Here is a 26,377-nt window from a genome sequence, read left to right as displayed (position 1 = left end):
TCAAAATATATCACAGAAAAGCTCCATTTCACCACCTATCATGATTTAATTTTAACTGTTATTAATTATTTATCTTTGCCTGATGATGTTTTTGGCATCATATTTTCTTAAATTTTTGTTAACAAAAAGTAACAATCACATGTTAAAACACCTACCAACGGAAATGAGGCATGATAAATCCTTGACTGACAAGTGTTATGGTTCATTACCGTTAGTACAATTGGCTCAAAGGTTCCTGTCATCAGGATGGATGAAAGTTATACCAGCTCCGCTTGTTCTTCTTTTAACCTTCCATACCGCACAAGCACAAGATCCTGAATTAAAAAGCACTGTTGCTCCTGTTATCAAAACCCAGGATACTACCATCCGTAAACTTATGGAAGAAGTACAACGGATCACCGATAACGATAAACAAAACTCCAATGCCATCCAGGCTTTATTACAGGGTAAAGAAATCGATAATATCACTAAATATGAATTGATTAAAAACAATATCATTAACGCCAGTGAGACTTATTATTTACTCAACAAAAAGATCATTGACCTTAAATCGCGTACTACTACCAATAACCTGGATGTATTTATCACCTCGCTGAATAACCCGGAGAGTAAAGCCCTGGGCTTTTCGCTAAGTGATCGCATTGTGGAATTGGTGGAGAAAATCATCCTGAAAAATAAAAGTGATAAGGGAGAAAAGAATTCAAAAATTGTTGAATCGACCAAATCCATTATCAACAGCCCCATTTTCCAGAGCTTCACTTCATTAACACCGCCATTGGCCATTGCCAACTCGGTGATGAACTTCCTGCACAGCGTAAGTGTGAATAACAAACAGATCAACCAGAAATCGTTGCAGGAATTTGAGAAGGAACTCAATAAATATGTTGTTTATTACACCGCATTGAATGATGCCAATCAGAAATTTGAATATGGCCTTAACTTCAATAAAGATCAATTAAGCCTGCTGCAGGACAACCTGTTCGATCACCTGTCGTTTACAGCTACCTCGCTTAAGTTCCCTGCGCCTCAAAAGGGCAACCAGGGCTTGAGCCAGACCATGAATGAATACTTTTTTGACTTCAAAAAAGAAAAGGTAGTTGATTACTTCAACCAGCTGGAAGCGAAGTATACCAAGAACAAACGCATCGACTACGAATCCCTGCTCCGGGAAAACTCCTCCCTGAAAGAGGTGAATAACCAGCTGGAAGACCTGGTACTTCAAACCAAACGTTTCGAAAACCTGTACAACGAATATTTTACCCTGTTGGATTCTTATTACACCAAGGTGAACAATTCGCTGAAAATAGCCCAGGACAACGGACTGGCCGATAAAAGCATTATTGATACCAAACAGGCAGAGTTTAGAAACCTGAAAACAGAGGCTGTGGGCGAGATCCAGGCATCCATCAATATTCGTGAACTCTATAGCAATACAGAAAAAATCAAATACCGCTACAGGATATTTTAAGAGAGCAAGCTAAAAGCAAAAAGCAAAAAGCTATTGTGGAGGATGATCCTAGCGAATATTAAAAACCGCTCTGGTCATCCTCCACAATAGCTTTTTGCTTTTTGCTTTTAGCTTTCTGCTTAACGCATTTTTCTTGTGCGACCCTATAGATTTTATTTATACCTTTGCGCTATCAATTTAGAGGAAATGACGACAGTTCAATTGGAATACATCGTGGCAGTGGATACCTACAGGAGCTTTGTATTAGCAGCAGAAAAGTGCTTTGTGACCCAACCAACGCTGAGTATGCAAATACAGAAACTGGAAGATGAATTAGGGATTAAACTGTTTGATCGCAGCAAACTACCCGTAGTCCCTACTGAAATAGGCGTTTCCGTGGTAGCCCAGGCCAGGATCATTATCAAGGAAAATGCCCGCATCCGTGAAATCATTGCCGACCAGAAAAAAGAAATACAGGGGAATCTGAAAGTGGGCATTATCCCTACGCTGGCCCCCTACCTGCTTCCCCGTATCCTTACCGGCTTTATGAAAAAATACCCTAAAGTAAAGCTGGAAATATGGGAATATCCTACGGAGCAAATCATGCAACAGCTGAAGCAGGAACTGCTGGATTGCGGTTTGTTGGCAACTCCGCTGCACAATCCACACCTGGAAGAGCACCCGCTGTTTTATGAATCGTTCGTGGTGTATACGGCTAAAAGCAATGCCCTTTACGACAAAAAGATAGTGAAGGCCGAAGAACTGGACATCAAAGAGGTATGGCTGCTGAATGAAGGACACTGCATGCGTAACCAGGTGCTGAATATTTGTAAGGATAAATTTACCATGGGTGATAACAAAAACCTGGAATATAATACCGGCAGTGTTGAAACACTGAAGAGGATGGTAGACCTCAATGAAGGTTATACAATTTTACCGGAGTTATCGCTGCAGGACCTGAATACCCGGCAACTCAATATGGTCCGCTATTTCAAAGCACCCGAACCAGTAAGGGAAATCAGCCTGGTAACTCACCGCCATTTTATTAAGCAGGCACTGATAGAGGCCTTCAAGAAGGAGATCCTGGCTCATATACCAGATAAGATGAAGGCTCAGAAGAATAAAAAAGTGATAGATATTCTTACAGAATAAGCAAAAAGCGTAAAGGATAAAGCAGAAAGTTATTGTGATATTCGCTAAGATCAATCTCCACAATAGCTTTCTGCTTTATACATTCCGCCTTAGGCCCTTCCCGGCGTATAATATTTCATTGCTTCCGGCATCAGTTGCTGTAATTTCTGCACACGGGTAGCATCGCTGGGGTGAGTACTTAAAAACTCAGGCGGCTTTTGTCCATTGCTCATGTTGGCCATACGTTGCCAGAACGGAATAGCTTCCTGTGGGTTGTATCCCGCCATAGCCATGAATATTACACCCAGGTGATCTGCTTCCAGTTCATTACCACGGGAAAATGCCAGCATTCCCATATTACCACCTACACCAAATGCCTGGTTAAATACATTTACCGCAGTTGGGTTCTTGTTCAATGCCACAGCGCCAGCTACCTGTATTCCCTGCATTACCAATCCCTGGCTCATACGTTCGTTACCGTGACGGGCAATAGCGTGCGCAATTTCATGTCCCATTACACAGGCCAGTGCGGTTTCATTTTGGGTAACGGGCAATAGTCCGGTATACACTACTACTTTTCCACCGGGCATACACCAGGCATTCACTTCTTTGCTATCTACCAGGTTGAATTCCCATTTATAATTGGCGATTTCATTTCCCATATTATTCTGGTTCATGTAGCGGGTCACTGCCGCTGCAATACGCTGTCCTACTCTCCTTACCATTTCAGCATCTTTACTGGTGGTTTGTGATACAACCTTATTAGACGACAGGAATGACTGGTATTCCTGCAAGGCCATTGATTGCATCGTGCTTTCAGGAACAAGGTTTAACTGGCTACGGCCCGTGATAGGCACACGCGAACATGCTGCCAATCCTAGGCTAGCAGCTGTAAAGAATAAGAAATACTTTTTCATGGGAGTATTATTTAGAAATGCGTACAACGCAAAAAGCATGAAGCAAAAAGCATGCACATTTTGTGGCCATAGCTTTTTGCTTCATGCTTTGGTATTATAACTATAATTAGTTTTTGTCTTTTTTGTTCTTAAAGAGGGGTACTTTACTTTCCACACCTTTCAATAACCGCGTAATATTCTTCTGATGCGTGAGTACCACCATGAGTGCCACAGCAATAGCAAAAATGCGATAAAATATCTCTGGCTCATTAAAAATGTACAGGATCAATATCGGGAAAGCAATACTGGCTATGATGGAGCTGAGCGATACATACCTGGTCAGGAACAGGATCATTAAAAACACGCCCACACAGCAAAGAGCTACCAACGGCTGGATAGCCAGCACCAACCCAAACAGGGTGGCAATCCCCTTTCCACCTTTAAAGTTTGCCCAGATAGGAAATATATGACCTACCACTGCAGCCAGGCCCAAACCTATCTGCAGGTTCACAAGTTGAGTAAGATGTTCAGGATCGAGATAATAGGGTGCCAGATAAGCTAATCGTACTGCTAATACACCTTTCAGCATATCTACCACCATTACAAAAGTACCGGCTTTAGGCCCCAGTACCCGGAAAGTATTGGTAGCACCGGCATTGCCGCTACCGTACTCCCTGATATCCATACCGAAAACGCCTTTACTTACCCAGACAGCTGTAGGAACAGATCCTATCAGATAAGCACAAAAAAGCAATAAAACTTCTATCATCACTACAAGTTAGGAATGCTAAGATAACAAATTCTGTGTTAAAATATAGAGAATATTAGAAAAGATTGTAACACAAAAGTTGGATTATCAACACTTTTTATATGTAACTTTTAATAAATTTTGTCAGACAGCCACAAATTGCATCGCCAGCCAGTTGTTCTTTTCTATCTTCTTTTCCTTTACAAATCCTTGACTAACAGCAGATTCGGTGATTTGCACCTCATCCGATGGCAGGATTCCACTCAACAGTAATATGCCCCCTGGCGCTAACAGTCTGCGCATATCTCCCATAAACTGCAGTAAAATGTTACAGTTGATATTTGCCAGCAATATATCATATTTTTCGGTAATAGCATCAAGATTATCCGCCTGCCAGATCTTTATCTTTTTCATATTATTGGCAGCGATATTTTCGATTGTGTTATTAACAGCCCACTCGTCGTAATCAATGGCATCTACTACAGCAGCTCCCATCATTTCTGCCAGGATAGCGAGTATACCAGTGCCGGTACCAAAATCAAATACGCGTTTTCCGGAAAAAACGAGCGATTCCATCAGCTTTATCATGGAAGATGTAGTGGCATGATGCCCTGTTCCAAACGACATCTTAGGCGTAATCACGATTTCATAGGCAGGTTGCGGATCAAAAGGGCGATGGAAATCCGCCCGGATACCACAAAAATCATCCACCTGCACCGGCTCAAAATTGCTTTCCCACACCGCATTCCAGTTCTCCGGCAAAATAGTTTCTTTCGTATAGCTAACACCGTGAGGAGCCAGTGTTTCCTTTAGTAAAGCCTCATCAAAATCAGCTTCGGGAATATAGGCGACCAGTGCATCGGTTTGCTCCTCAAATCCCTCATACCCCAGCAACGATAGCTGGGCCACCAACAGGTCAGACTGCTCCGCACCTGTACGCATTGTTATAGCAATGTAAGACATAGAGCGCAAAGATAGCATAAAGCTGAAAGCATAGCGCAGAAAGCATAAAGCTGTTATAGTGAATACTTCCGACATCCATTCGTCATAATAGCTTACGCTTCTGCACTATGCTTTCAGCTTTTTATTTATATTTGATTTATAAATAATATAAATATCCTATGAAAGCACTGTTCTTGCTGCTGGCCGGTGTCACGCTATCGTTTACCGGCATGGCCCAGGTGATTAAAGTAAAGCCTGTTGAACCTATCACCGATTCTATCGTGTACCAGACTGAAAATGTAACGATGATCTTCGATCGTAAAACCCTGTACGACTATATGGTAACTATGGATACCACGCTGCGTGGTCATAAGTACGATAATAAAGTATTTAACAGCGTACAGTTTTCCCGGATGAATGCAATTGACATGGGCAATCATTTCCGGAAAGCCTATTGTTACCTGGAAGACAGTACCAATAAAGATTTCAGCTACAGTACCAGTAAAATGAATATGCTGTGGGCTGAAGATGGAGGCATTATGTTGCCTTATGTAGAAGAATTACTGCCAGATCTGTTGGCAGCAGGCACCGTGCGGGTGATCGACAGAAGCACCAAAGCAGCGCAACCTGCCTATAAAATGATTGCAGAACCGGTAGATGGAAAAAATTACCGGGTATTTAGGTTAAACAGCGGGAAAGAGATTTTCCGGGAGAGTACTTTCCGGGTAGAGCAGCTCACCAGGCGATAATGAGTTTGCTTAAAATGGGAAAGCAGCCACCGGGGGTGACTGCTTTCTTTTTATTTAATTCCAGTTATCGCTAGCTATTACGATGCTTATTCTGCATCAAAGGTAGGTTCCTGTGGTTTCTCATTGCGGCTGTTGTAATCGCCGCCACCACGGTTGTGGTCACGGTCGCCACGGTTGAAATCACGTCTGTCGCCACCACCACGTCTGTCGTCGCCACCGCGTCTGTCATCACGGGGACCACGTCTGTCGCCACGATCGCCACGGTCACGGAACTCACCTCTTTCTGGTCTGTCGCCACGTTCTTCACGTTCTGGTCTTTCTACATAACCTTCCGGTTTAGGCATCAGCACTTTGCGGCTCAGCTTAAACTTACCGGTTTTAGGATCAGTACCAGTCAGTTTCACTTTCACTTTTTCACCTTCAGTCAGTACGCCTTCCATGGTTTCCAGGCGTTTCCAGGAAACTTCAGAGATGTGGAGTAAGCCTTGTTTACCAGGCATGAACTCAACGAAAGCGCCATAAGGCATAATGGATTTTACTACAGATTCATATACTTCACCTACTTCAGGTACTGCAATGATTCCTTTCACCCATGCAACCGCTTTATCCAGGCCTTCTTTCTGTGCAGAGAAGATGCTTACTTCACCAGTTTCACCCACTTCTTCAATGTTGATGGTAGTACCAGTTTCGCGTTGAATTTCCTGTATAATCTTACCACCGGGTCCGATTACTGCACCGATAAATTCACGGTCGATAATAATCTTCTCCATGCGTGGAGCGTGTGGTTTAGGTTCAGGACGGGCAGCGGGTACCACTTCATACATGGCCTCAACGATATGCAGGCGGCCTTTTTTAGCCTGAGCCAGTGCAGAGCGCATCACATCCATGCTCAAACCATCTACTTTAATGTCCATCTGTATACCAACGATACCATCGCGGGTACCGGTAACTTTAAAGTCCATGTCACCCAGGTGATCTTCATCACCGAGGATGTCTGTTAATACCGCCCATTTACCGTCGGAAGCACGGGAGATCAGTCCCATTGCCACACCGGAAACGTGTTTAGGCAAAGGTACGCCTGCATCCATCAGTGCCAGTGAACCGGCACATACAGTAGCCATGGAGGAAGAACCATTGGATTCGAGGATATCAGAAACCACCCTTACGGTGTAAGCATAGTCACTTCCCGGCATCATTTGCTTCAGGGAGCGCATCGCCAGGTTACCGTGTCCTACTTCGCGACGGCCGGGGCCGCGCATCATTTTCACTTCCCCGGTAGAGAATGGAGGGAAGTTGTAATGCAGGATGAATTTGGAATAATTGGAAACAGCAGCGGATTCTATCAGCAGTTCATCTTCTGGTGTGCCGAGGGTAACAGTAGTCAGGGACTGTGTTTCACCACGGGTAAACAGGGCAGAACCGTGAGGAGAAGGCAGGATATCAGTTTCCATTGCCAATGGGCGAACCTGGTCCAGTGAACGACCATCCAAACGAATGGACTCGTCGAGGATCATATTACGGATCACTTCTTTTTCCAGATCATGCAGGTAGTCTTTTACCAGCGGTTGATCTTCTTCGGGTAATTCGCCCAGGTGTTCTTTCAGCTCTTCCCCGATAGCAGCAAAAGCATCACTGCGATCGTGCTTGGCCGAGGCAGACTTGGCTACCTGGTATATTTTATCTTTGGCAAAAGCAGTCACTTTTGCTTTCAGTTCTTCGTTCTGGTGAGGTTGTGCGTATTCACGTTTGCCTTTCACACCTTTCAGGTCACGCAGTTCTTCCTGTGCCTTCACCTGTACACGGATAGCAGCATGTGCTGCCTCGATGGCCTGGATCAGGTCTTCTTCCTGGCATTCTTTACTTTCACCTTCCACCATCATGATGTTCTTGTCGGTAGCACCAATGATGAAATCCATGTCGGCTTTAGCCAGTTCTGTGCGGTTAGGGTTGATAACGTATTTGCCTTCAATACGGGCAACACGTACTTCGGAGATAATTTCCTGGATGGGCACATCAGAAACTGCCAGGGCAGCAGATGCAGCCAGGCAGGCCAATGCGTCCGGCATTACTTCCGGATCGGAAGATATCAGGGTAACCAGTACCTGAACTTCACAAAAATAGTTATCGGGGAACAGTGGGCGCAGTGCGCGGTCAATCAAACGGGAAATCAATACCTCGGAATCAGACAACCGGCCTTCACGCTTGAAAAAGGAACCGGGTATGCGGCCGGCGGATGCAAATTTTTCCTGGTAATCAACTGTAAGGGGGAAGAAAGACTGGCCTGGTTTGGGTTCTTTATTTGCTACCACAGTGGCCAGCAAAATTGCATTCCCTAAACGCACCGTTACCGCACCGTCGGCCTGACGGGCCAACTTGCCGGTTTCGATGGTCACCATACGACCGTCTCCTATATCGAACTTCACTGAAATAGGTGTCAGATTCATAATAAAGTGAGGATTAATGAGATAACGTTATCCATTTTACAATCACAAGGATAACAAAACGTATACATACAAAAAAACTATTCCCAACCATAAAAGTTGGGAATAGCGCTATAATTAAGTCATGGTTATTTCCTGATACCTAACTTCTCGATGAGGGCACGATAGCCTGTGAGGTTGGTTTTAGATAAGTAGGAAAGTAAACGCTTTCTCTGGCCAACCATCTTCATCAAACCACGGTGGGTAGAAAAATCTTTTTTGTTTTCTTTCAGGTGACCGGAAATGCTGTTGATACGCTCAGTCAGCAGCGCGATTTGTGCTTCTACAGAGCCGGTATTTTTTTCGCTTCCACCAAATTCCTTAAAAATATTGGCTTTCTTTTCAACAGTTAAGTAAGACATCTTTAAAAATAATAAGTAATAATAATGTTTTTTGTCGCTATTTTTCCGGTGCAAAGGTAATTTAAAAAATAGGAATTACCAATTAACCCGAAATTTATAATAAATGAATGATAACCACCATTTGTAAATTCTTTCTTCTCAACAACTCCTAAGAAGAAAAATTCACAGCGGCGTTATCTGTTACATGCCCGTTTTCGGTTCTTAATACCCTCGACGGAAATTTCTGTAATACAATATAATCATGCGTGGCCATCACAATGGCGGTTCCCTCCCGGCAGATACGGAACAATAACTGCATAATACCATCTGAAGTTTCCGGATCCAGGTTACCGGTAGGCTCATCTGCCAGGATCAGCTTGGGTGAGTTCAGCATAGCACGGGCAATATCTACGCGTTGCTGCTCTCCTCCCGACAACTCATAAGGCATCTTAAATCCCTTGGTACCCAATCCCACTTTTTCCAGTACATCTGTGATCTTAGCCTCCATTTCCTTGGCATCCTGCCAACCTGTAGCCCGCAGGGCAAACTTCAGATTATCATGTACATTCCGGTCGGTCAACAGCTGGAAATCCTGGAATACTACTCCCAGATTCCGGCGAAGATACGGCACTTTTTTCCAATCCATCTTCTTCAGATCAAAACCTACGACCTGCCCCGTACCATCATTTAGCGGCAAATCACCATATAATGTCTTCAGTAAACTCGATTTACCTGTACCCGTTTTGCCAATCAGATATACAAACTCTCCCTTGTTCACCGTGATGCTCACATCAGACAAAATCAATGATTGCCCCTGGTAAATGCTGGCATTTGTTAACTGGATAATAGGTTGTTCAGCCGTCATGTCCTTTTCTGTTTTACGATCTGTTGCGAGCAAAAATAACTAATTAAAAAATAACTCGTTGTGCTAATATGTCAATCTCCCCAGATTTATTTCTCTTAAAAACTAAAAAAATAGTTTTTAAACTAAATAATTAGTTATAACTTGGAATTATAAATCGAAAATGGGATGAAACAACTTACCAAAGCAGAAGAACAAATTATGCAAGCCCTGTGGGAAACGGGGCCCGCTTTTGTGAAAGATATTATTGAAGTAATGCCAGAACCCAAGCCGCATTACAACACGGTGTCTACCCTCATCAAAATCCTGATAGAGAAAGGGTTTGTTGACTTTAAGGCCTTCGGTAAATCACATCAATATTTTGCCCTGGTTACCAAAGATGCCTACAGCCATAAAACGGTTAACAACATCGTAAAAGGTTACTTCAACGGCTCTTTCAGTAACATGGTTTCTTTTTTTGTGAAAGAAAAGGAATTGAGCATCTCTGAATTGGAAAAACTGATTACCCAGATTAAGGAATCACAAAAACCCAAACAATGAACCTCCTGCTCGCCTATATCGCTAAAGTAATCATCTGCTCGGCTGTACTGTATGGTTATTACTATATAGCTCTGCGCAATAACCGCTTTCACCAATGGAACCGGTATTACCTGGTATTAATTACAGTGATATCGCTGCTCACGCCCCTACTGCGTATCCCGTTGCCCATACCACCGGAAGAGCCGTCGACCATGATGTCGTATACCAGTCGCATGATTACGCTCCGGGAGTCCGTGATACCACCCGCTAGCCCTGCCATTACTACAGCGACGATCGTAAACGCCGGGTATACACTGGTGATGGCACTATTACTCTTACGCATACTCGTAAGTATTTTTAATATCCGTCAACTAATACACCGCAGCCGGGTACAGGAAGTACCTCCCTATAAGTTTGTGGAAAACCAGGAGATTAAAGCGCCCTTTTCTTTCTTTTCCTATATTTTCTGGGACCAGCACACCTCCCTGCAAACAGCAGAAGGCCAGCAAATACTAAAACATGAACTGGTGCATTTGCAGGAGAAACACAGTGCCGACAAGCTTTTCATGGAAATTGTTACGGCTGTATACTGGATTAACCCCATCTTCCATATTATTAAAAGGGAGCTGGCACTGGTACATGAGTTTATGGCCGATAAAAAAGCCGCCGGGGAAGAAGTTGCCGGCTATGCCCAAACAATCCTGCAAATGGCCTTCCACAGCAAACAATTCAGTTTCACCAATGATTTTTTTCACCCACCTATTAAAAGAAGAATACTTATGCTTACACAATTTCATACGCCCCGGTTCAGCTACCTGCGGCGTATCCTGGTATTGCCTGTAGCCACCGGTATTTTCTGCTCGCTTGCTTTTGTGGCTGATAAGCGTCCTTCCGCCATTCGGACGCTTAACACCACCATCAGTGAAGCGGCAGTAATGGATACTACTCCCCGTAAAATAACACCCAAAAAAGAAACCGCATCCGAACCAGTGTTTACTTTTGTTGAGCAACCTCCCACCTTTAAAGGAGGGGAAGATTCATTGATGAGTTACCTGACCCGGAGTATCAAATACCCCAAAGAGGCAGTAGCTAAAAAAATATCAGGTACCGTTTTCGTACAATTTGTAGTAGATAAAAAAGGAAACATTTCCAATGCAAAGACAATAGGTAGAGATCCCGGTGCGGGTATATGCCAGGAGGCACTGCGCGTGGTAAATGCGATGCCACGTTGGGTACCCGGCAAACAAGATGGTAAAACCGTATCAGTACAATTCAATCTGCCCATCCGCTTTACATTAGATGACAGCAAGTCTGCCACTGAAAAGCAACACATTGAATTTACGCCGCCACCACCGCCACCTCCTTCGCCGCGATCTACTGAGATATTTACGTCGGTAGAACAACCTCCTACCTTCCGTGGCGGCGAGGAAGCGCTAGCTAAATACCTGTCTTCCAATATTAAATATCCGCGGGATGCACAAGAACACGGCGTATCGGGAACGGTTTCCGTTCGGTTTATTATCCTCGAAGATGGCTCTATCCGGGATATACGTACGGTTGGCACCCAAAGAGGCCGCGGACTCGAAGAAGAGGCGATCAGGGTAGTGAAAGCGATGCCCAAATGGAATCCTGGTATCCAAAATAAGCACGCGGTCAATACGGAGTTTAATTTGCCCATCCGGTTTACCCTGGTAGAATAACACAACTATCATTCATACAGGAAAGCCCCTTCTATCGCGAAGGGGCTTTTTATTTTGCCCCATTTTACCCATCTTTATAAAAAAATCCTATGCCACTATCCTATTGTCACCTGGTGATCCCCATTATCATGGGGCTACCTTTTTCTTCAACTCCTCATCAGCAGGCAGCTTTACATCATTACGCAGCAGATACCTCCCGGCAACCCGACATGGAGCAGGTATTTACGCTGGTGTCAGATCCCCCGCACTTTCCGGGTGGTGATTCCGCCCTGCAAAATTATCTCGATAAAAACCTCCGGATTCCCAAAGCTGCAGTAGCAGCTAAAGTTGCCGGTACCGTGTATGTACAGTTTGTAGTAGACAAAAAAGGAAATCTCTTGTATCCCAATGTTTCCGGGCCTTACAAAGGATACGGGCTGGAGGAAGAAGCCGTACGGGTAGTGAGTAGTATGCCGCGGTGGGAACCTGGGAAAGAGAAAGGGAAAGCGTTGAATGTAAAGTGTGACCTGCCGGTTACGTTTACCTTGCCGCAGCCAAAGAAATAATTAAGCCTTGCCGATAGAAAAATATCAACTAAAAGAGCCGTTGCGTCTTACGACGCAACGGCTCTTCCTTTTTATATCTCATCTCTTTATTCGTATACAAAAGTACCTGCTGGTGCTTTCACGGTTACTTTCTTTTGCGGCGCTGCTTCTACCCTTCCTACGATCTGGGCATCGATGTTAAAGCTTTTTGAAATAGCGATAATATCGGCCGCAATAGCTTCCGGAACATAGAGCTCCATGCGGTGTCCCATGTTAAACACCTGGTACATTTCTTTCCAGGGTGTGCCGGATTGTTCCTGGATCAGGCTGAACAACGGAGGCACCGGGAAAAGATTATCTTTAATCACGTGTAGTTGCTCTATAAAATGCAGCACTTTTGTTTGCGCACCACCGCTACAATGCACCATGCCATGGATTTGCGGGCGGAATTGCTCCAATATTTTCTTGATAACCGGGGCATAGGTGCGGGTAGGCGATAACACCAGTTTGCCCGCATCGATGGCGCCAAAACCGGGCACCTCTATTTTATCTGTCAATGACTTTTTACCACTGAATACCAGTTCAAAAGGAATATTGGGGTCGAAACTTTCCGGGTATTTTGCGGCAATGTCTTTATTAAATACATCATGACGGGCACTGGTCAGGCCATTGCTGCCCATACCGCCGTTGTATTCCGTTTCATAGGTAGCCTGTCCGTAGGAGGCCAGTCCCACCACTACATCGCCTGCCTGAATACGATCGTTGGAAATTACGTCGGCACGTTTCATACGGCAGGTAACGGTAGAATCTACGATGATGGTACGTACCAGGTCGCCTACATCGGCGGTTTCACCACCGGTAGAATAGATGCTGATACCATGGTGGCGGAGTTCGGCCAGGATTTCTTCTGTGCCATTGATAATAGCGGCAATCACTTCACCGGGAAGCAGTTGCTTATTACGCCCTATGGTAGACGACAGGAGAATGTTATCGGTAGCGCCTACGCAGAGCAGGTCGTCCATGTTCATAATAATTGCATCCTGGGCAATCCCTTTCCATACACCGAGGTCGCCGGTTTCTTTCCAGTAAATGTAAGCCAGGGAAGATTTCGTGCCAGCGCCATCTGCGTGCATGATATTGCAGTATGCCTCATCGCCCCCGAGGATATCGGGTACTATTTTGCAGAATGCTTTTGGGAATAAACCCTTATCAATGTTTTTAATGGCATTATGCACATCTTCTTTACCTGCTGAAACACCTCGCTTGGCGTAAATATTATTATCCACCGGGAAATAAATAAGTATGTAAATAAAAAATAATCTGAATCAAGATACTATTCAGGCTGCAAAAGTAACAGATTCCATGCAGAATGCCCGCCGAATGTGTTAGATTTGCACGGCGTTTTTGATAGTTATTGAATTATATGCAGGTTCACAGGGACTTAGACCACTTACCGGAATTCCGCAATGCTGTTATTACAATAGGCACCTTCGACGGAGTACATGCAGGACACCGCTTTATCATCCAGCAATTGGAGCAGGCGGCCAGGGATTGTGAGGGGGAAACCGTGATTATTACCTTCGACCCACATCCCAGAGAAGTATTGTTACCCAAACCCGGCAACATCCGTTTACTGACCACTTTACCGGAAAAAATTGCCTTATTGGAACGCGCCGGTATTGATCACCTGGTTGTAGTCCCCTTTACCAGGTCGTTTTCGGAAATGTCGGCCCGCAGTTACCTGGAAGACTTCCTGGTAGCCCGCTTTAAGCCACACACTATTATCATCGGATACGATCACCGCTTTGGTCACAACCGGGAAGGCGGACTGGAACTCCTGGAAGCTGAACAGCAGCAATATGGCTTTAAGCTGATAGAAATTCCGCAACAGGTAGTACATGATCTCACCGTTAGCTCTACCAAAATCCGCAGAAACCTGCAGGAAGGCAATATCCGGCTGGCCAACGAACTGCTTTGCTATACTTATTTCCTGACCGGCAAAGTGGTACATGGTGATAAAATGGGCCGGCAACTGGGTTATCCTACCGCCAACCTGCATCTCACCGATGAAAGGAAACTGATTCCGGCAGAAGGCATTTATGCAGTACAGGCCCAGTTAGGAACACGTATATTTCCCGCGGTGATGAGCATTGGCTTCCGCCCTACCTTCAATGGTACAGACCTGCGGCTGGAAGTACACATTTTTGATTTCCACGAAGATATTTATGACCAGGAACTCACCGTGTATTTTGTCGATTATATTCGCTCTAACCTGAAGTTTGATAACATTGATGCCTTGATTGTGCAGATGAACAAGGATTCAGAACAGGCCCGGAAAATATTGGCAACGCTTTAAAATTCTTCTCCCAGCAATTCTATTACTTCTTTTTTCTTATGGGAATGGCGGAGCAGGCGGTAGCCGGTTCTAACCAGCCAGCAAATGAGCAGCAGTGCTAATAGTATTACCAACCAGGATCCAACTGCGGTTCCCCGGTTATAATCTCCCGCTTCGCCCGGAGCCATGTTGAATGCGCTGCTAAAACTTGCTGTATCGTCGAGGAATCCGACTTCCACCAGCACTAAAAACGCTGCCATCAAAAAACAGGCAACGGCCAATATAACTCTGACAGGAAATGACAAGTTGCTGGCAGGCAGTAAGGCCCGGTGTTTTTGGGCTGCTTTATGCAAGCGCCAGGCAGCCACAAAAAGTAATACCGACACGCCCAGGAAAATAGTGCCCGCAACACCAAAACCCACAGCAGTACCTGCATCGAATGATTCATATAACAGGCGGCTAATGAGCACGCTCACGATGCTGGCGGTGAGCAACAATCCCAATAAAAAACAGACAATGGCCAGTATTGTTTTCAGTATAGCTTTTAAACGATGGGACATACAATATAGGTTATATAGCAATGATCGTTATCAGCTCATCATTTTAAACATCAGCTCCTTCATCAGCTCTCCATCTTCTACCCCACTATCATTAATGCCTATACTCCGCAGGTTATACTGATGCAGCAACAAGATAGCTTTTTCGGTACCATCGGGCCCATACTGCCTGGCCGCATTCAGGTAATCCTTTACGAAGAACGGATGTACGCCCAGTGCAGCCGCTATTTCTTTTTCGCCTCCTTTTACACTGAAGACCAGGTTCACTTTGGCAAAGAAATTATAGAGCGCGGGCAGGGTCATCTGAATGGGAGCAGCTTTGGGATTGGCGGCGAAATACGCGATAATCCGGAATACTTTGGCGGTATTCTTTTGCCCCAGGGCGTTTTGTAATTCAAATACGTTGTACTCTTTGCTGATTCCAACGTATTTCTCGATATCGCTTTCATCGATTTTTTTCTGAGTAGGCAAATTTACCAGCAGCTTATCGATTTCATTGGCGATACGGGATAAGTCGTTGCCGATATGATCTACGAGCAGGATAGCTGCTTTCTGGGAAATAGCCAGTCCCCGGCTGCTTACATAGGATTCGACCCAGGCAGGAAGCTGGTTATCATATAATTTTTTGGTCGACAGGAGTACACCTTTTTCTTTTATGAGTTTGGCCATTTTACTGCGGCCATCTATTTTGCCTTGTTTATGTGCTACTACGAATATGGTGGACGACAGGGGATTGTCAATATAGGCTTCCAGTTTGAGTAAATCGCGCATGGCCTGGGCTTCTTTCAGCAATACCACCTGGCGTTCAGCAAACATCGGATACCGGCGACAGGCATTTATAACGGTGGTCCAGTCAGTATCTTTTCCATAGAGCACCGTAAGGTTAAATCCCTGCTCCGATTCGGGCAACAATTCATGTTCTGCATATGCCGTTACCTGGTCGATAAAAAAATCCTCCTCTCCTTCCAGCCAGTAAAGTGATTTAAACTTCTGTTGTTTCCAATCTTTGATGATATCCTGGTAATCCATTTGCTTTAGTTGCTATTTTACGATCACTACATTTTCGGGCGTCAATGCCGGCAGGCGTTTAAACTTGAGCAGCAGCCGGGCAACCGCCAGTACGTCTTTCTGGCAATAGGTGGCAATGCGTTCCAGGTCTTTCTGCTCCCAGTATACCTTTCCTACCATGCTGCCGTCAATATCGTCTTTCGGTGTTTCGATTCCCATAACCGCCGTGAGGAGTTTCAGGGAAATATAATGCTTAAAGTCGCCAAACCGCCACAGTTGCAGGGTATCCAGCATGGGGACTTCCCAGGGTTTAAACCCGTGCAGCTGTAAAGGCTGGGGCAAAGATAACTGATGAATAACACTCCTCCTGCAAATAAAAGGAATATCAAATTCTTTGATGTTATGCCCGGCAAACTGGAAGCGCGGATGTTTTGCATAGAATTTATTGATCAATTCTAAAAATCCACTGAGTACAACTGCTTCATCGTCATTGCAAAACGATTTCAGGCGTAACTGGTACTGGTTATTTTCCACGCTGAAGAAGCCTACGGAGATGCAGACAATTTTCCCAAATTCGGCGTAGATGCCTGCCCTGTCCGCGTATGCTGTTTCCGGGCTTGCGGATTCTGGCGCAGTTTTTGCAATTTTCTCACGCCACAGCTGTTGCATCTCATCCGATAGTTGTTCCAGGGCGGATACAGCGGGTGTCGTTTCTATATCTAACAGTAGTAGCTGGTCTAACGCAATATTGGGAAGCACGATTGAAAAACTGTTTTATATCTGTTATTAATAAATAGGAATATAATAGCTATTTTTGAATGACGATTTTTAACCATATAACAATTAAACATAAAACTCACAACTTATGACGGAGAACACTTTTAACACCCCTGCACCGGGTTCACCCGGACCAGAAAAACCGAAAAGCCGCAATGGGCTAATTTACGGTATTTTAATTGCAGCATTAGCGGGTACCTGGATATATATGTTATACGACAAGAATAAATCCAGTGAGCAAATTGTACAAAAAAACACGCAGATAGATTCTATCTCTTCTTCCCGTGACGCTTTACAGCAGGAATATAACGCAGCTAACGCCCGTCTGGATGACCTGATTTCTCAGAATACCCGGATGGATAGCCTTGTTAAAACAAAAGATAAGGAAATACAGGATATGAAAGCCAGGATCTCCAGCATCCTGTCTAACAAAAACGCCACTCAGGCCCAACTGGCTGAAGCCCGTCGCCTGATCGAACAGCTGAAAAGCAATATCGAAGGCTATCAGCAAACTATTGAGCGTCTCGAAGGTGAAAAGATCGTATTGGCAGGAGAAAGGGATGTAGCCCGTAAGGAGCGTGACTCTGTATCTACTGTAAAGGACAGCCTTAATAAGAAAGTGGATCTGGGTTCTGTATTACACGCTTCCAACATCAAACTGCAACCGGTACATGTAAAACACAATGGCAAAGAAATAGAAACCACTAAAGCCAAACGGGCCGACATGATGCGTGTTACTTTTGACTTGGACGACAACCGTATTGCTCCTACCGGCGACAAAGAAATCTTTGTAGCGATTACTGCACCTGATGGCTCACCACTGGCAGTAGAAGCACTGGGATCCGGTCGTTTCACCCTGGAAGACGGTACCGAAAAACTGTATACCGCCAAGAAAACAGTTGCTTACGTGACTGGCCAGAAACAATCTGTAAGCATGGATTGGAAACAAAATTCTGATTTCAAGCCAGGCGACTACGCAGTAGAGATCTATCACAACGGCTTCAAAATAGGTCAGGGTAAAGTTACCCTCAGAAAAGGTGGCCTGTTTTAAGCCAACCTCCACCAGTTATCTTATTTAATTAAAATTAAATGCCCGGGTGCTGTTAGCACCGGGCATTTAATTTTAACCATCTTTCCAGGTTATGTTATATTTTCCTACAGCTGTTCGCCTAATATCTTTTTAGCTTATATTTACATAGATACTATTCCGTTTTTCTATATTGTTAGTCCTTTTCACCATCGAATAACTTTCTCCTTGATGTTTTTTTCACTTATCTAATTTGTTAATGATTAGTTATTGACAAAAAGATATATATAAAAATAAAATTAAATTAACGTTCTTTGCTTTCATAATTAGCCGGAGGCCACTGAGTTCCCAGACCAATGCTTGAGAAGAAGAATGTGACGGGCAAATAAAAGCTGCCAGTTTTAACCCATGTTTTACAATATACCGTGACTGTTTGCAGTAGCTGAAAATATGCTGTAATTGTTCATCAGGTATGTTTCCCGGCATGGCATCCTATGTAGTGTAATTCTTCCTTGAACATCGTCTTTCTGTGCGCCTGTTGTTATTAACGGAAAAGATCAGAAGCCCAATTAAAATTGAAGCATGGAAGACATGAATAAAATAGTGTACGTTGTAGATGATGATGAAATTTTCCATTTCATTATCAAAAAGATGTTGGAGGAGCAAAGCGATCTGGTAGTTACTTCTTTTCTTTGTGCAGAAGAAGCCCTGGAACAGCTTTCCAACAATCCTCCATCCACACTACCCTCCCTTATTATTCTTGATATGAATATGCAACGAATGAACGGATGGGATTTTATTGAAGCTTACAGAGGTCTGAAAACCTCCCTCAAAAATAACATTCCTATTATTATGTGCTCCTCGTCTGTAGATGTCCGGGACATGCAAAAAGTACAACATACGCCAGAACTCATGGCCTATATCACCAAGCCACTGGACAAGAATAAACTGAAAGTAATAGAAGAATATTTATAGATAGCTTAAAGCAAAAAGCGGAAAGCAAAAAGCGATTGAGGAGAATGACCAAAGCGATTTTATAATATTCGCTAAGATCATTCTCCTCAATCGCTTTTTGCTTTCCGCTTTTTGCTTTAAGCTAATACTGCGTTGCTGTACATTTCTTCACGCAATGCTTTTACGCGCTCATCTGCCAGGTATTCATCGAAGGTCATCAGGCGATCGATAATGCCTTTAGGCGTGAGCTCGATGATACGGTTAGCTACCGACTGCATGAACGTATGGTCATGTGTAGTAAAGAGTACAATACCTTTATAGTTGATCATACTTTCGTTGAAAGACTGAATAGATTCCAGGTCCAGATGGTTGGTAGGTTCATCCAGGATCAATACGTTGGGGTCCTGCAGCATCATACGGCTGGTCATACAACGTACTTTTTCACCACCGCTCAAAACGGAAGTTTTCTTCATAATCTCATCTCCACCAAACAACATTTTACCCAGGAATCCGCGCAGGAACGGCTCGTCTACATCGGTTACATGAGGCGGAACGTACTGACGTAACCAATCCATCAGGTTCAGATCCTTATTGGTGAAAAATGCGGCGTTATCGTTGGGCAGGTAAGCGCTGGTAACGGTAGTGCCCCATTCAAACTTGCCGCTATCAGGCTGTGCTTCGTTGTTGATAATTTCAAAGAAGGTAGTCAGCGCCAGGTGGTCTTTAGACAGGAATGCAATTTTATCGCCTTTATTAACAGAGAAAGTTACATCTGTAAAGAGCTTGCGGCCATCTACCAGTTTTTCCAGTTTCTCTACGTTCAGGATCTGGTTACCTACTTCGCGCTGTTGCTTGAAGATGATACCAGGATACTTACGGTTGGAAGGCTGGATATCTTCGATCACCAGTTTTTCCAGGGCTTTCTTACGGGAAGTAGCCTGCTTGCTCTTAGAAGCATTGGCGCTAAAGCGGGCAATAAAGTCCATGAGGTCTTTACGCTTATCCTCCATCTTCTTGTTCTTATCCGCAATCTGGCGGGCCATCAACTGGGAAGACTCATACCAGAAGGTATAGTTACCACTGAAGATTTGGATTTTAGCGCGGTCCACATCGGCCACGTGCGTACACACGGCATCGAGGAAGTGACGGTCGTGCGATACCACAATCACAATATTTTCGTAGTCGGCGAGGAAATTTTCCAGCCAGCCAATGGTTTCCACATCGAGGTCATTCGTGGGCTCATCGAGTAACAGGATATCCGGGTTACCAAACAGGGCCTGCGCCAGCAAAACGCGCACCTTCATGCTACCAGCAATATCTTTCATCAGCATCTGCTGCATATCCTCTTTGACACCCAGGTCGCTCAACAGTACCCCGGCATCGCTTTCTGCGGTATAACCACCCATTTCTCCATACTCGGCTTCCAGTTCCCCCGCACGCATACCATCTTCCTCGGTAAAATCTTCTTTGGCATAAATAGCATCCCTTTCATGGGCTATCTCCCAAAGCTTCTTATTACCCATCAATACGGTATTCAGCACAGTCACCTCGTCAAACCCAAAGTGATTCTGGGAGAGCACACTCATACGCTCTCCGGGAGTGATTTCCACAGTACCTTTATTCGGTTCTATTTCACCGGACAATATCTTCAGAAAAGTAGACTTCCCTGCTCCATTGGCCCCAATCACACCATAACAGTTCCCTTTTGTGAAATTGAGGTTTACTTCGTCAAACAATACTCTCTTTCCAAAAGAGAGCGTTACGTTTTTAACACTGATCATGCTGGCTATGTAAATTTTGAAGCTGCAAAGGTACAGGTTTTATGCCGGCTTTCCAAGCAGGATCAGCCTCTTACCCATAAAGTATACCATCTTGATAATCATGCATTTCTCTATTTTTTGAATTGCAGTCCCCTCCCGGCCTTTCTGCTATTTCATGATTATTTAATGTAGGAAGGCGCCCACCTCACTTCCTGATAATCAATTTGGTAATACATAGTTTATCGGTACATATAGTCATTCGTGCGTATCTTTATCTCATAAACACATTTATAGCATGACAGCATATAACCAGATATTTGAGAATAACAGACGTTGGGTAGCTACTAAGCTCGCTACAGATGCCGAGTTCTTCGAAAAAATGGCCGATACACAAACTCCTGATTACTTGTACATTGGTTGCAGTGACAGCCGCGTTCCCACCAATGAAATTATGGGACTGGAAGCAGGGGAAGTATTTGTACATCGCAACATCGCCAACCTGGTTCCCAATACCGATCTCAATGTGATGGGTGTGATTAATTACGCAGTGGTACACCTGCAGGTGAAACACATCATTGTGTGCGGACACTACAATTGCGGAGGCGTAAAAGCTGCCATGCAAGCAAAAGACCTGGGAATACTTAATCCCTGGTTGCGAAATATCCGGGATGTATACCGCCTCCACATGGACGAACTCAACGCCATCGTTGATGAGCACGACCGCTATAACCGCCTGGTAGAGCTCAATACGCAAGAGCAGTGCATTAACGTGATCAAAACTGCTGCAGTACAAAAATCATACGTAGCCAAAGGCTATCCTACTGTACACGGCTGGGTATACGATCTGAAAAACGGTACCCTGAAAGACCTGGAGATCGACTTTGAAGGTGTACTGCATGAAATTCAAAAAATTTATGACTTAACAGGCTCCGGCCTGATGCAAAAAGAAAACGAATAACCATGGGCCCTATCGGCATATTCGATTCCGGCTACGGCGGCTTAACCGTACTCAAAGAAATCGTGGCAGAACTTCCGGATTATGATTACATCTACCTGGGAGATAATGCCCGCGCGCCCTATGGCAACCGGAGCTTCGACACTATACACGCCTATACGCTGGAATGTGTGCAGCAGTTGTTCAATATGGGCTGCCCCCTGGTGATACTGGCCTGTAATACTGCATCAGCAAAGGCCCTGCGCACCATCCAGCAGAAAGACCTTCCCAACATAGCTCCCAATAACCGGGTGCTGGGTGTTATTCGTCCTACCACGGAAATGGTGGGTACGATCACGCAAACAGGAGAAGTGGGCATACTCGCGACCAACGGCACCGTTAACTCCGAATCCTACCCGATAGAAATTCACAAGTTCTTTCCACATGTGAAAACCTATCAGCTGGCCTGCCCCATGTGGGTGCCGCTGATTGAAAACGATGAGCATGAAAGTGAAGGAGCGGATTATTTCGTGAAAGAATACCTGGGCAAGATATTGTCGCTTTCTTCAGATATTGATACGTTGGTATTGGGCTGTACGCATTATCCATTGCTGATGAAGAAAATTAAACAGTTTTTGCCGGGTGGCGTCACTGTATTATCGCAGGGAAAGATTGTAGCGCATAGCCTGAAAGATTACCTGAAACGCCATCCTGAAATGGAAAGCCGCCTGCAAAAAGGCCAGCATCACACCTTCTACACCACCGATGATCCGGCCATTTTCGATAAGATGGCGGAAATATTTTTCGGTAAAAGCGTTACGTCCAGAAAGTTAGAGCTCAAAGCGTAAAGCAAAAAGCTATTGTGGAGAAGAACGCAGCGAGTATTTAAAATTCGCTTTAATCCTTCTCCACAATAGCTTCCTGCTTTATGCTTTACGCTTTTACTGATTATTTTCCTTCCAGCTTTAATAGAAAAGCATATTCCAGTGCCACTTCTTCCAATGCCTTAAAACGCCCGGAAGCACCGCCATGCCCAGCTTCCATATTGGTGTGCAGCAACAGCAGGTGATGGTCTGTTTTCATTTCTCTTAATTTAGCCACCCATTTGGCCGGTTCCCAATATTGCACTTGCGAATCGTGCAAGCCGGTAGTGACGAGCATATTAGGATAGGCAGTATGTGCTACATTATCATAAGGCGAATATGATTTCATGTAGTCATAAGCTTCTTTATTCTTGGGATTGCCCCACTCATCAAATTCACCGGTGGTTAATGGAATGCTTTCATCCAGCATGGTGGTTACCACATCTACAAACGGTACCTGGGCAACAATACCATTGAACAAAGCGGGCGCCATATTGGCCACAGCCCCCATCAATAAGCCACCGGCACTACCGCCCATCGCGTATAGATGTGCCGAATCGGTATAGTGTTGCTGTACCAGGTAATTGGCGCAGGCAATAAAATCGGTGAAAGTGTTTTTCTTCTTCATCATTTTACCGTCTTCATACCATTGCCTTCCCATTTCCTGTCCGCCCCGTACATGGGCTACTGCAAAGGCAAAGCCTCTGTCCAGTAAACTTAACAGATCACCGTCGAAAGAAGCATTTAAACTATGACCATATGACCCATAACCATAGAGCAATAGCGGGCTTTTGCTGTTTTTCTCAAAAGTTTTCTTATACACAATTGAGATCGGGATCTTAGTACCGTCTGTAGCGGTGGCAAATAGTCTTTCGGAAGCATAGTCTTTCGGATCGTAGCCACCCAGCACTTCCTGTTGGCGTTTCAGTTCACTTTTACCGGTTTCCATATTGTAGTCGTACACCGAATTGGGTGTGATCATGGAGGTATAGTGATAGCGCAGCTCTTTACTATCCATTTCCGGGTTGTTGCCTACTGAGGCAGTATAAGCGGCTTCTGAAAATGCCAGGTATTTATCCGTATGGGTTTTATCATTGATGACCCGGATTTGTGTAAGTCCGCCTTTTCGTTCTTCCAGTACGGTGAAATCCTTGAACAACTCCACTCCTTCCAGCAATACATCCGCGCGATGTGGAATCAGTTCTTTCCAGTTCTGCCGGGAAGTCTTGCCCAGTGGGGCTTCCATCAGGCGGAAGTTAAGTGCCTCCCAGTTGGTGACAATGTAAAATTTATCATCGCGGTGATCGATGGTATAGAGCATGTCTTTCTCACGGGGCTGGAAAACGTGGAAAGCATCATTGGGCTTGTCGGCATCCAGTACCCTGCTTTCAGAAGAGAGGGTGCTTTCGCTGTTGATAACGATATATTTTCCGGACTTGGTTTTAGATATGGCTACATCAAACGTTTCATCGGCTTCATGATATATTTCTTTGTCGGTGGCTGTTCCCAGGGTATGGCGCATGATACGGTCTGCCCGGAGGGTAACGGTATCTTTGCGGGCATAGAACAGGGTTTTATTATCGTTGGCCCAGCAGCTGGTGGCGGTCGTTTCGGTAATCACATCGGGCAACAATTCATTAGTTTCCAGGTTTTTGATGTGAATAGTATAGCGCCTGCGGCTTACGGTATCAATACCGTAAGCCAGCAGTTTAGCATCGGTGCTTACGCTTAGTCCCCCTACATGGCAATAGGCGTGTCCCGCGGCCAGTTCATTAACATTGAGTATAATTTGTTCCGTGGCTTCCAGGCTGCCTTTTTTGCGGCAGTAAACAGGATACTCTTTCCCTTGTTCAAAGCGGGTATAGTAGTAATAACCGTTTTTGAGATAGGGTACGCTCATATCTGTTTCCTTGATGCGGGATTTCATTTCATCGAAGAGTTTTTCCCGCAGTTTCTTTTCCGGCGCCAGGATGGTGTCGAGGTATGCATTTTCCGCTTTCAGCCAAGATATTACTTTCGGGTCTTCGCGGTCATTCATCCAGTAATAATTGTCGATGCGTTTGTCGCCGTGGATACTGAGTTCTTTTGCTATCTTTTCTGCCACAGGAGGTTTGATGTCTGCCTGATCATTCATAGTATGTTTCTTTTCATTACAAGACAAAAGTATCGTTCCCAAAAGCAACAAAAAATTACCCTGGAAGTTCTTAAACATAGGTGGTGATTTAATAGTATAGTTAAATGTAATAAAGAATTACAAATTACGCATTCTCTTTATACTATTTTCATCTTCACCGGGTCCCAGTTCATGATCTTTTTACTGAAATAGCTCTCATTGGTAAGCAATGCGGGGCCGGCAGCGCGGAGACCGAATACGGCATCTTCTACCACGGGTTTACCGGTGCGCATCGATTCGAAGAAGTTGGTAAAATGCTCAAGGCGGTCGTCATATCCTTTTGGTGCGGCGTAGGCGCTGGAGGTTTCGACGGCTTCCCCTTTGTTGCCGGCATATTTGGCGTTATAATTTTTCACAAACAGGTCCTGTTGTGCTTTGGGGAAGGTATTATAAGTGTCCCATCCGCCATAGCCGGGTGCTTCGGGTAGTTTGTGTTTCTTGATTTTAAAATCATTCCAGCCCAGTTCCAGTACGCCTTCAGTACCAATCAAACGGGTATATTCGCCACCACCGCTGCCATCGGCGAAGTTTACGCGGAGTGTCATCTGGAAGGCTGGATGTTCTTTGGTTTCAGGATAGTTGAAGATGGCCACTACTGTATCCGGTACATCTCTGCCATCTTTCCATTGTACCAGGTTGCCGCTGGCATAGATGGAGGTAGGTCCGAGGGAGCCGGTAATGAAGTGCAGGCCGGAGATGAGGTGTACAAACAGATCGCCGGGGATACCTGTTCCATAGGCCTGGTAATTGCGCCAGCGGAAGAAGCGCACCGGGTCGAAAGGCATTTTGGCGGTGTCTTTCAGGAAGGTATCGAAGTCGATCGTAGCCGGTGAGGCATCTGGTGGAATGGAGTATTGCCAGGCACCGAGTGCACTGTGGCGGTCCATTCGGGCTTCTACTACATTGAGCTGACCTATTTCGCCAGCCTGGTAACGTTTACGGGCCTCCGCTAATGCGATGCTGCTCACCCGCTGGCTGCCTACCTGGAATACCGCTTTAGTGCGCTGTTGTGCCGCAATTACTTTATGTCCTTCTTCAATCTGTTGTACCATCGGCTTTTCGCAGTAAACTGCTTTTCCTGCTTCCATGGCGGCAATAGCGATGGTATCGTGCCAATGGTCGGGCGTAGCCACAATTACGGCGTCAATATCTTTTCGTTTCAGGATTTCGCGGTAATCGCGGGTAGTGTATACCTGGGGACCAAATTCTTCTTTAATACGGGTAAGGTGGCCATCATAAAGGTCGGCAGCGGCTACAAATTCTACTCCCGGCACCTTCATAGCGGTGTGTACATCTCCAAAACCCATGATACCCATACCTACGCAGGCCAGGCGTATTTTATCGTTGGCGGCTATTCTTTTTTCGGGTTGTAACAGGTGTACAGTTTCCTGCTCTTTGGCCAAGGCGGCCAGCTGGCCTATACCAAGCAGGGCGGCGGTACTACCTATATGCTTGATAAACTTTCTACGTGATTGTTCTGACATATACTTTTATTTAATAGGGTGACGTGGAAAAAACACATAATAATAAAAAAATTTACAAAGTTAAATTTCAAATTATGAGCGTGCGATGAGCGGGATGAATGTAGCGTCGGTGACAAGCATATAGCGTTGATAAAACGGGAAAGCCGGCTCTACTGGGTAGAGCCGG

Annotated in this window: 24 protein-coding genes; 11 read left to right on the top strand and 13 right to left on the bottom strand. The window is 44.8% G+C overall.

The window, feature by feature from the left end; translation table 11 throughout:
- The first annotated feature begins 250 nt into the window (after positions 1-250).
- Positions 251-1,468: a hypothetical protein gene (locus HGH90_RS24575; RefSeq protein WP_145671927.1), complete on the top strand. Its 1,218-nt coding sequence runs from the start codon at positions 251-253 to the stop codon at positions 1,466-1,468.
- A gap of 186 nt (positions 1,469-1,654) precedes the next feature.
- Entirely contained in the window at positions 1,655-2,599 is a 945-nt protein-coding gene (locus HGH90_RS24570; RefSeq protein WP_168766366.1) for a hydrogen peroxide-inducible genes activator, read from the top strand.
- Positions 2,600-2,688: 89 nt separating this feature from the next.
- Here the strand turns inward: HGH90_RS24570 and HGH90_RS24565 are convergent, their stop codons facing one another.
- From HGH90_RS24565 to prmA, 3 genes are all read right to left on the bottom strand, one after another.
- A complete protein-coding gene (locus HGH90_RS24565; protein ID WP_168766365.1) occupies positions 2,689-3,495 on the bottom strand; it encodes a M48 family metallopeptidase in 807 nt (268 codons plus the stop codon).
- A 106-nt stretch (positions 3,496-3,601) separates the two neighbouring features.
- A complete protein-coding gene (plsY, locus tag HGH90_RS24560) occupies positions 3,602-4,243 on the bottom strand; it encodes a glycerol-3-phosphate 1-O-acyltransferase PlsY (protein WP_145671936.1) in 642 nt (213 codons plus the stop codon).
- A 123-nt stretch (positions 4,244-4,366) separates the two neighbouring features.
- Positions 4,367-5,185 carry a 50S ribosomal protein L11 methyltransferase gene (gene prmA, locus HGH90_RS24555; protein ID WP_211093075.1) on the bottom strand — a complete coding sequence of 273 codons (819 nt, stop codon included), beginning with the start codon at positions 5,183-5,185 and terminating at the stop codon, positions 4,367-4,369.
- Positions 5,186-5,343: 158 nt separating this feature from the next.
- Here prmA and HGH90_RS24550 point away from each other — a divergent pair, with 158 nt between their 5' ends.
- On the top strand, positions 5,344-5,913 hold the full coding sequence (locus tag HGH90_RS24550) for a hypothetical protein (protein ID WP_169192080.1): 570 nt from the start codon (positions 5,344-5,346) through the stop codon (positions 5,911-5,913).
- A gap of 86 nt (positions 5,914-5,999) precedes the next feature.
- Here HGH90_RS24550 and HGH90_RS24545 read toward each other — a convergent pair whose 3' ends face one another.
- From HGH90_RS24545 to HGH90_RS24535, 3 genes are all read right to left on the bottom strand, one after another.
- On the bottom strand, positions 6,000-8,357 hold the full coding sequence (locus tag HGH90_RS24545) for a polyribonucleotide nucleotidyltransferase (protein WP_168766362.1): 2,358 nt from the start codon (positions 8,355-8,357) through the stop codon (positions 6,000-6,002).
- Between the two features lie 125 nt (positions 8,358-8,482).
- Positions 8,483-8,755 carry a 30S ribosomal protein S15 gene (gene rpsO, locus HGH90_RS24540; RefSeq protein WP_145671947.1) on the bottom strand — a complete coding sequence of 91 codons (273 nt, stop codon included), beginning with the start codon at positions 8,753-8,755 and terminating at the stop codon, positions 8,483-8,485.
- 148 nt (positions 8,756-8,903) lie between these two features.
- Positions 8,904-9,599: a cell division ATP-binding protein FtsE gene (locus tag HGH90_RS24535; protein ID WP_168766361.1), complete on the bottom strand. Its 696-nt coding sequence runs from the start codon at positions 9,597-9,599 to the stop codon at positions 8,904-8,906.
- Positions 9,600-9,764: 165 nt separating this feature from the next.
- Here HGH90_RS24535 and HGH90_RS24530 point away from each other — a divergent pair, with 165 nt between their 5' ends.
- The 3 genes from HGH90_RS24530 to HGH90_RS24520 all read left to right on the top strand — a co-directional run bounded on the left by HGH90_RS24530 (position 9,765) and on the right by HGH90_RS24520 (position 12,360).
- The gene (locus tag HGH90_RS24530) at positions 9,765-10,136 is read left to right on the top strand and encodes a BlaI/MecI/CopY family transcriptional regulator (protein ID WP_145671949.1); all 372 of its coding nucleotides are present in this window, start codon (positions 9,765-9,767) and stop codon (positions 10,134-10,136) included.
- Positions 10,133-11,815, top strand: coding sequence for a M56 family metallopeptidase (locus HGH90_RS24525; protein WP_169192079.1), 1,683 nt, complete (start codon positions 10,133-10,135; stop codon positions 11,813-11,815). The genes HGH90_RS24530 and HGH90_RS24525 overlap by 4 nt, the downstream gene beginning before the upstream one ends.
- An 89-nt stretch (positions 11,816-11,904) precedes the next feature.
- Positions 11,905-12,360, top strand: a complete 456-nt coding sequence (locus HGH90_RS24520; RefSeq protein WP_168766359.1) for an energy transducer TonB — start codon at positions 11,905-11,907, stop codon at positions 12,358-12,360.
- 86 nt (positions 12,361-12,446) lie between these two features.
- Here HGH90_RS24520 and HGH90_RS32145 read toward each other — a convergent pair whose 3' ends face one another.
- Positions 12,447-13,625 carry an AIR synthase related protein gene (locus HGH90_RS32145; protein ID WP_168766358.1) on the bottom strand — a complete coding sequence of 393 codons (1,179 nt, stop codon included), beginning with the start codon at positions 13,623-13,625 and terminating at the stop codon, positions 12,447-12,449.
- A 137-nt stretch (positions 13,626-13,762) separates the two neighbouring features.
- On the opposite strand from HGH90_RS32145, the gene HGH90_RS24510 reads away from it, so the two are divergent.
- Entirely contained in the window at positions 13,763-14,695 is a 933-nt protein-coding gene (locus tag HGH90_RS24510) for a bifunctional riboflavin kinase/FAD synthetase (RefSeq protein ID WP_168766357.1), read from the top strand.
- On the opposite strand, the gene HGH90_RS24505 is transcribed toward HGH90_RS24510, so the two are convergent.
- The 3 genes from HGH90_RS24505 to HGH90_RS24495 are packed head-to-tail and all read right to left on the bottom strand — an operon-like array spanning position 14,692 to position 16,998.
- The gene (locus HGH90_RS24505; RefSeq protein WP_168766356.1) at positions 14,692-15,234 is read right to left on the bottom strand and encodes a hypothetical protein; all 543 of its coding nucleotides are present in this window, start codon (positions 15,232-15,234) and stop codon (positions 14,692-14,694) included. The genes HGH90_RS24510 and HGH90_RS24505 overlap by 4 nt on opposite strands.
- A gap of 30 nt (positions 15,235-15,264) precedes the next feature.
- Positions 15,265-16,260: a DNA polymerase III subunit delta gene (gene holA, locus HGH90_RS24500; protein WP_168766355.1), complete on the bottom strand. Its 996-nt coding sequence runs from the start codon at positions 16,258-16,260 to the stop codon at positions 15,265-15,267.
- Positions 16,261-16,272: 12 nt separating this feature from the next.
- Positions 16,273-16,998, bottom strand: coding sequence for a 3'-5' exonuclease (locus HGH90_RS24495; RefSeq protein WP_168766354.1), 726 nt, complete (start codon positions 16,996-16,998; stop codon positions 16,273-16,275).
- Positions 16,999-17,104: 106 nt separating this feature from the next.
- Between HGH90_RS24495 and HGH90_RS24490 the strand changes: the two genes are divergently transcribed.
- A complete protein-coding gene (locus tag HGH90_RS24490) occupies positions 17,105-18,067 on the top strand; it encodes a hypothetical protein (protein ID WP_168766353.1) in 963 nt (320 codons plus the stop codon).
- A 558-nt stretch (positions 18,068-18,625) separates the two neighbouring features.
- Positions 18,626-19,018: a response regulator gene (locus HGH90_RS24485; protein ID WP_168766352.1), complete on the top strand. Its 393-nt coding sequence runs from the start codon at positions 18,626-18,628 to the stop codon at positions 19,016-19,018.
- A 116-nt stretch (positions 19,019-19,134) separates the two neighbouring features.
- Here HGH90_RS24485 and HGH90_RS24480 read toward each other — a convergent pair whose 3' ends face one another.
- Entirely contained in the window at positions 19,135-20,778 is a 1,644-nt protein-coding gene (locus tag HGH90_RS24480) for an ABC-F family ATP-binding cassette domain-containing protein (RefSeq protein ID WP_168766351.1), read from the bottom strand.
- 274 nt (positions 20,779-21,052) lie between these two features.
- Here HGH90_RS24480 and HGH90_RS24475 point away from each other — a divergent pair, with 274 nt between their 5' ends.
- Together HGH90_RS24475 and murI are read left to right on the top strand one after the other, a co-directional pair.
- A complete protein-coding gene (locus HGH90_RS24475) occupies positions 21,053-21,715 on the top strand; it encodes a carbonic anhydrase (protein ID WP_168766350.1) in 663 nt (220 codons plus the stop codon).
- 2 nt (positions 21,716-21,717) lie between these two features.
- Positions 21,718-22,539 carry a glutamate racemase gene (murI, locus tag HGH90_RS24470; protein WP_168766349.1) on the top strand — a complete coding sequence of 274 codons (822 nt, stop codon included), beginning with the start codon at positions 21,718-21,720 and terminating at the stop codon, positions 22,537-22,539.
- A gap of 100 nt (positions 22,540-22,639) precedes the next feature.
- Here the strand turns inward: murI and HGH90_RS24465 are convergent, their stop codons facing one another.
- Positions 22,640-24,688 carry a S9 family peptidase gene (locus HGH90_RS24465; protein ID WP_247679994.1) on the bottom strand — a complete coding sequence of 683 codons (2,049 nt, stop codon included), beginning with the start codon at positions 24,686-24,688 and terminating at the stop codon, positions 22,640-22,642.
- 137 nt (positions 24,689-24,825) lie between these two features.
- Complete coding sequence (locus HGH90_RS24460; protein WP_169192078.1) at positions 24,826-26,211, bottom strand: Gfo/Idh/MocA family protein; 1,386 nt, start codon at positions 26,209-26,211, stop codon at positions 24,826-24,828.
- Positions 26,212-26,377: the final 166 nt, after the last annotated feature.

The organism is Chitinophaga sp. Ak27 (assembly GCF_012726295.1).
Taxonomy (GTDB): domain Bacteria; phylum Bacteroidota; class Bacteroidia; order Chitinophagales; family Chitinophagaceae; genus Chitinophaga.
This window is presented reverse-complemented; position numbering and strand designations above follow the sequence as displayed.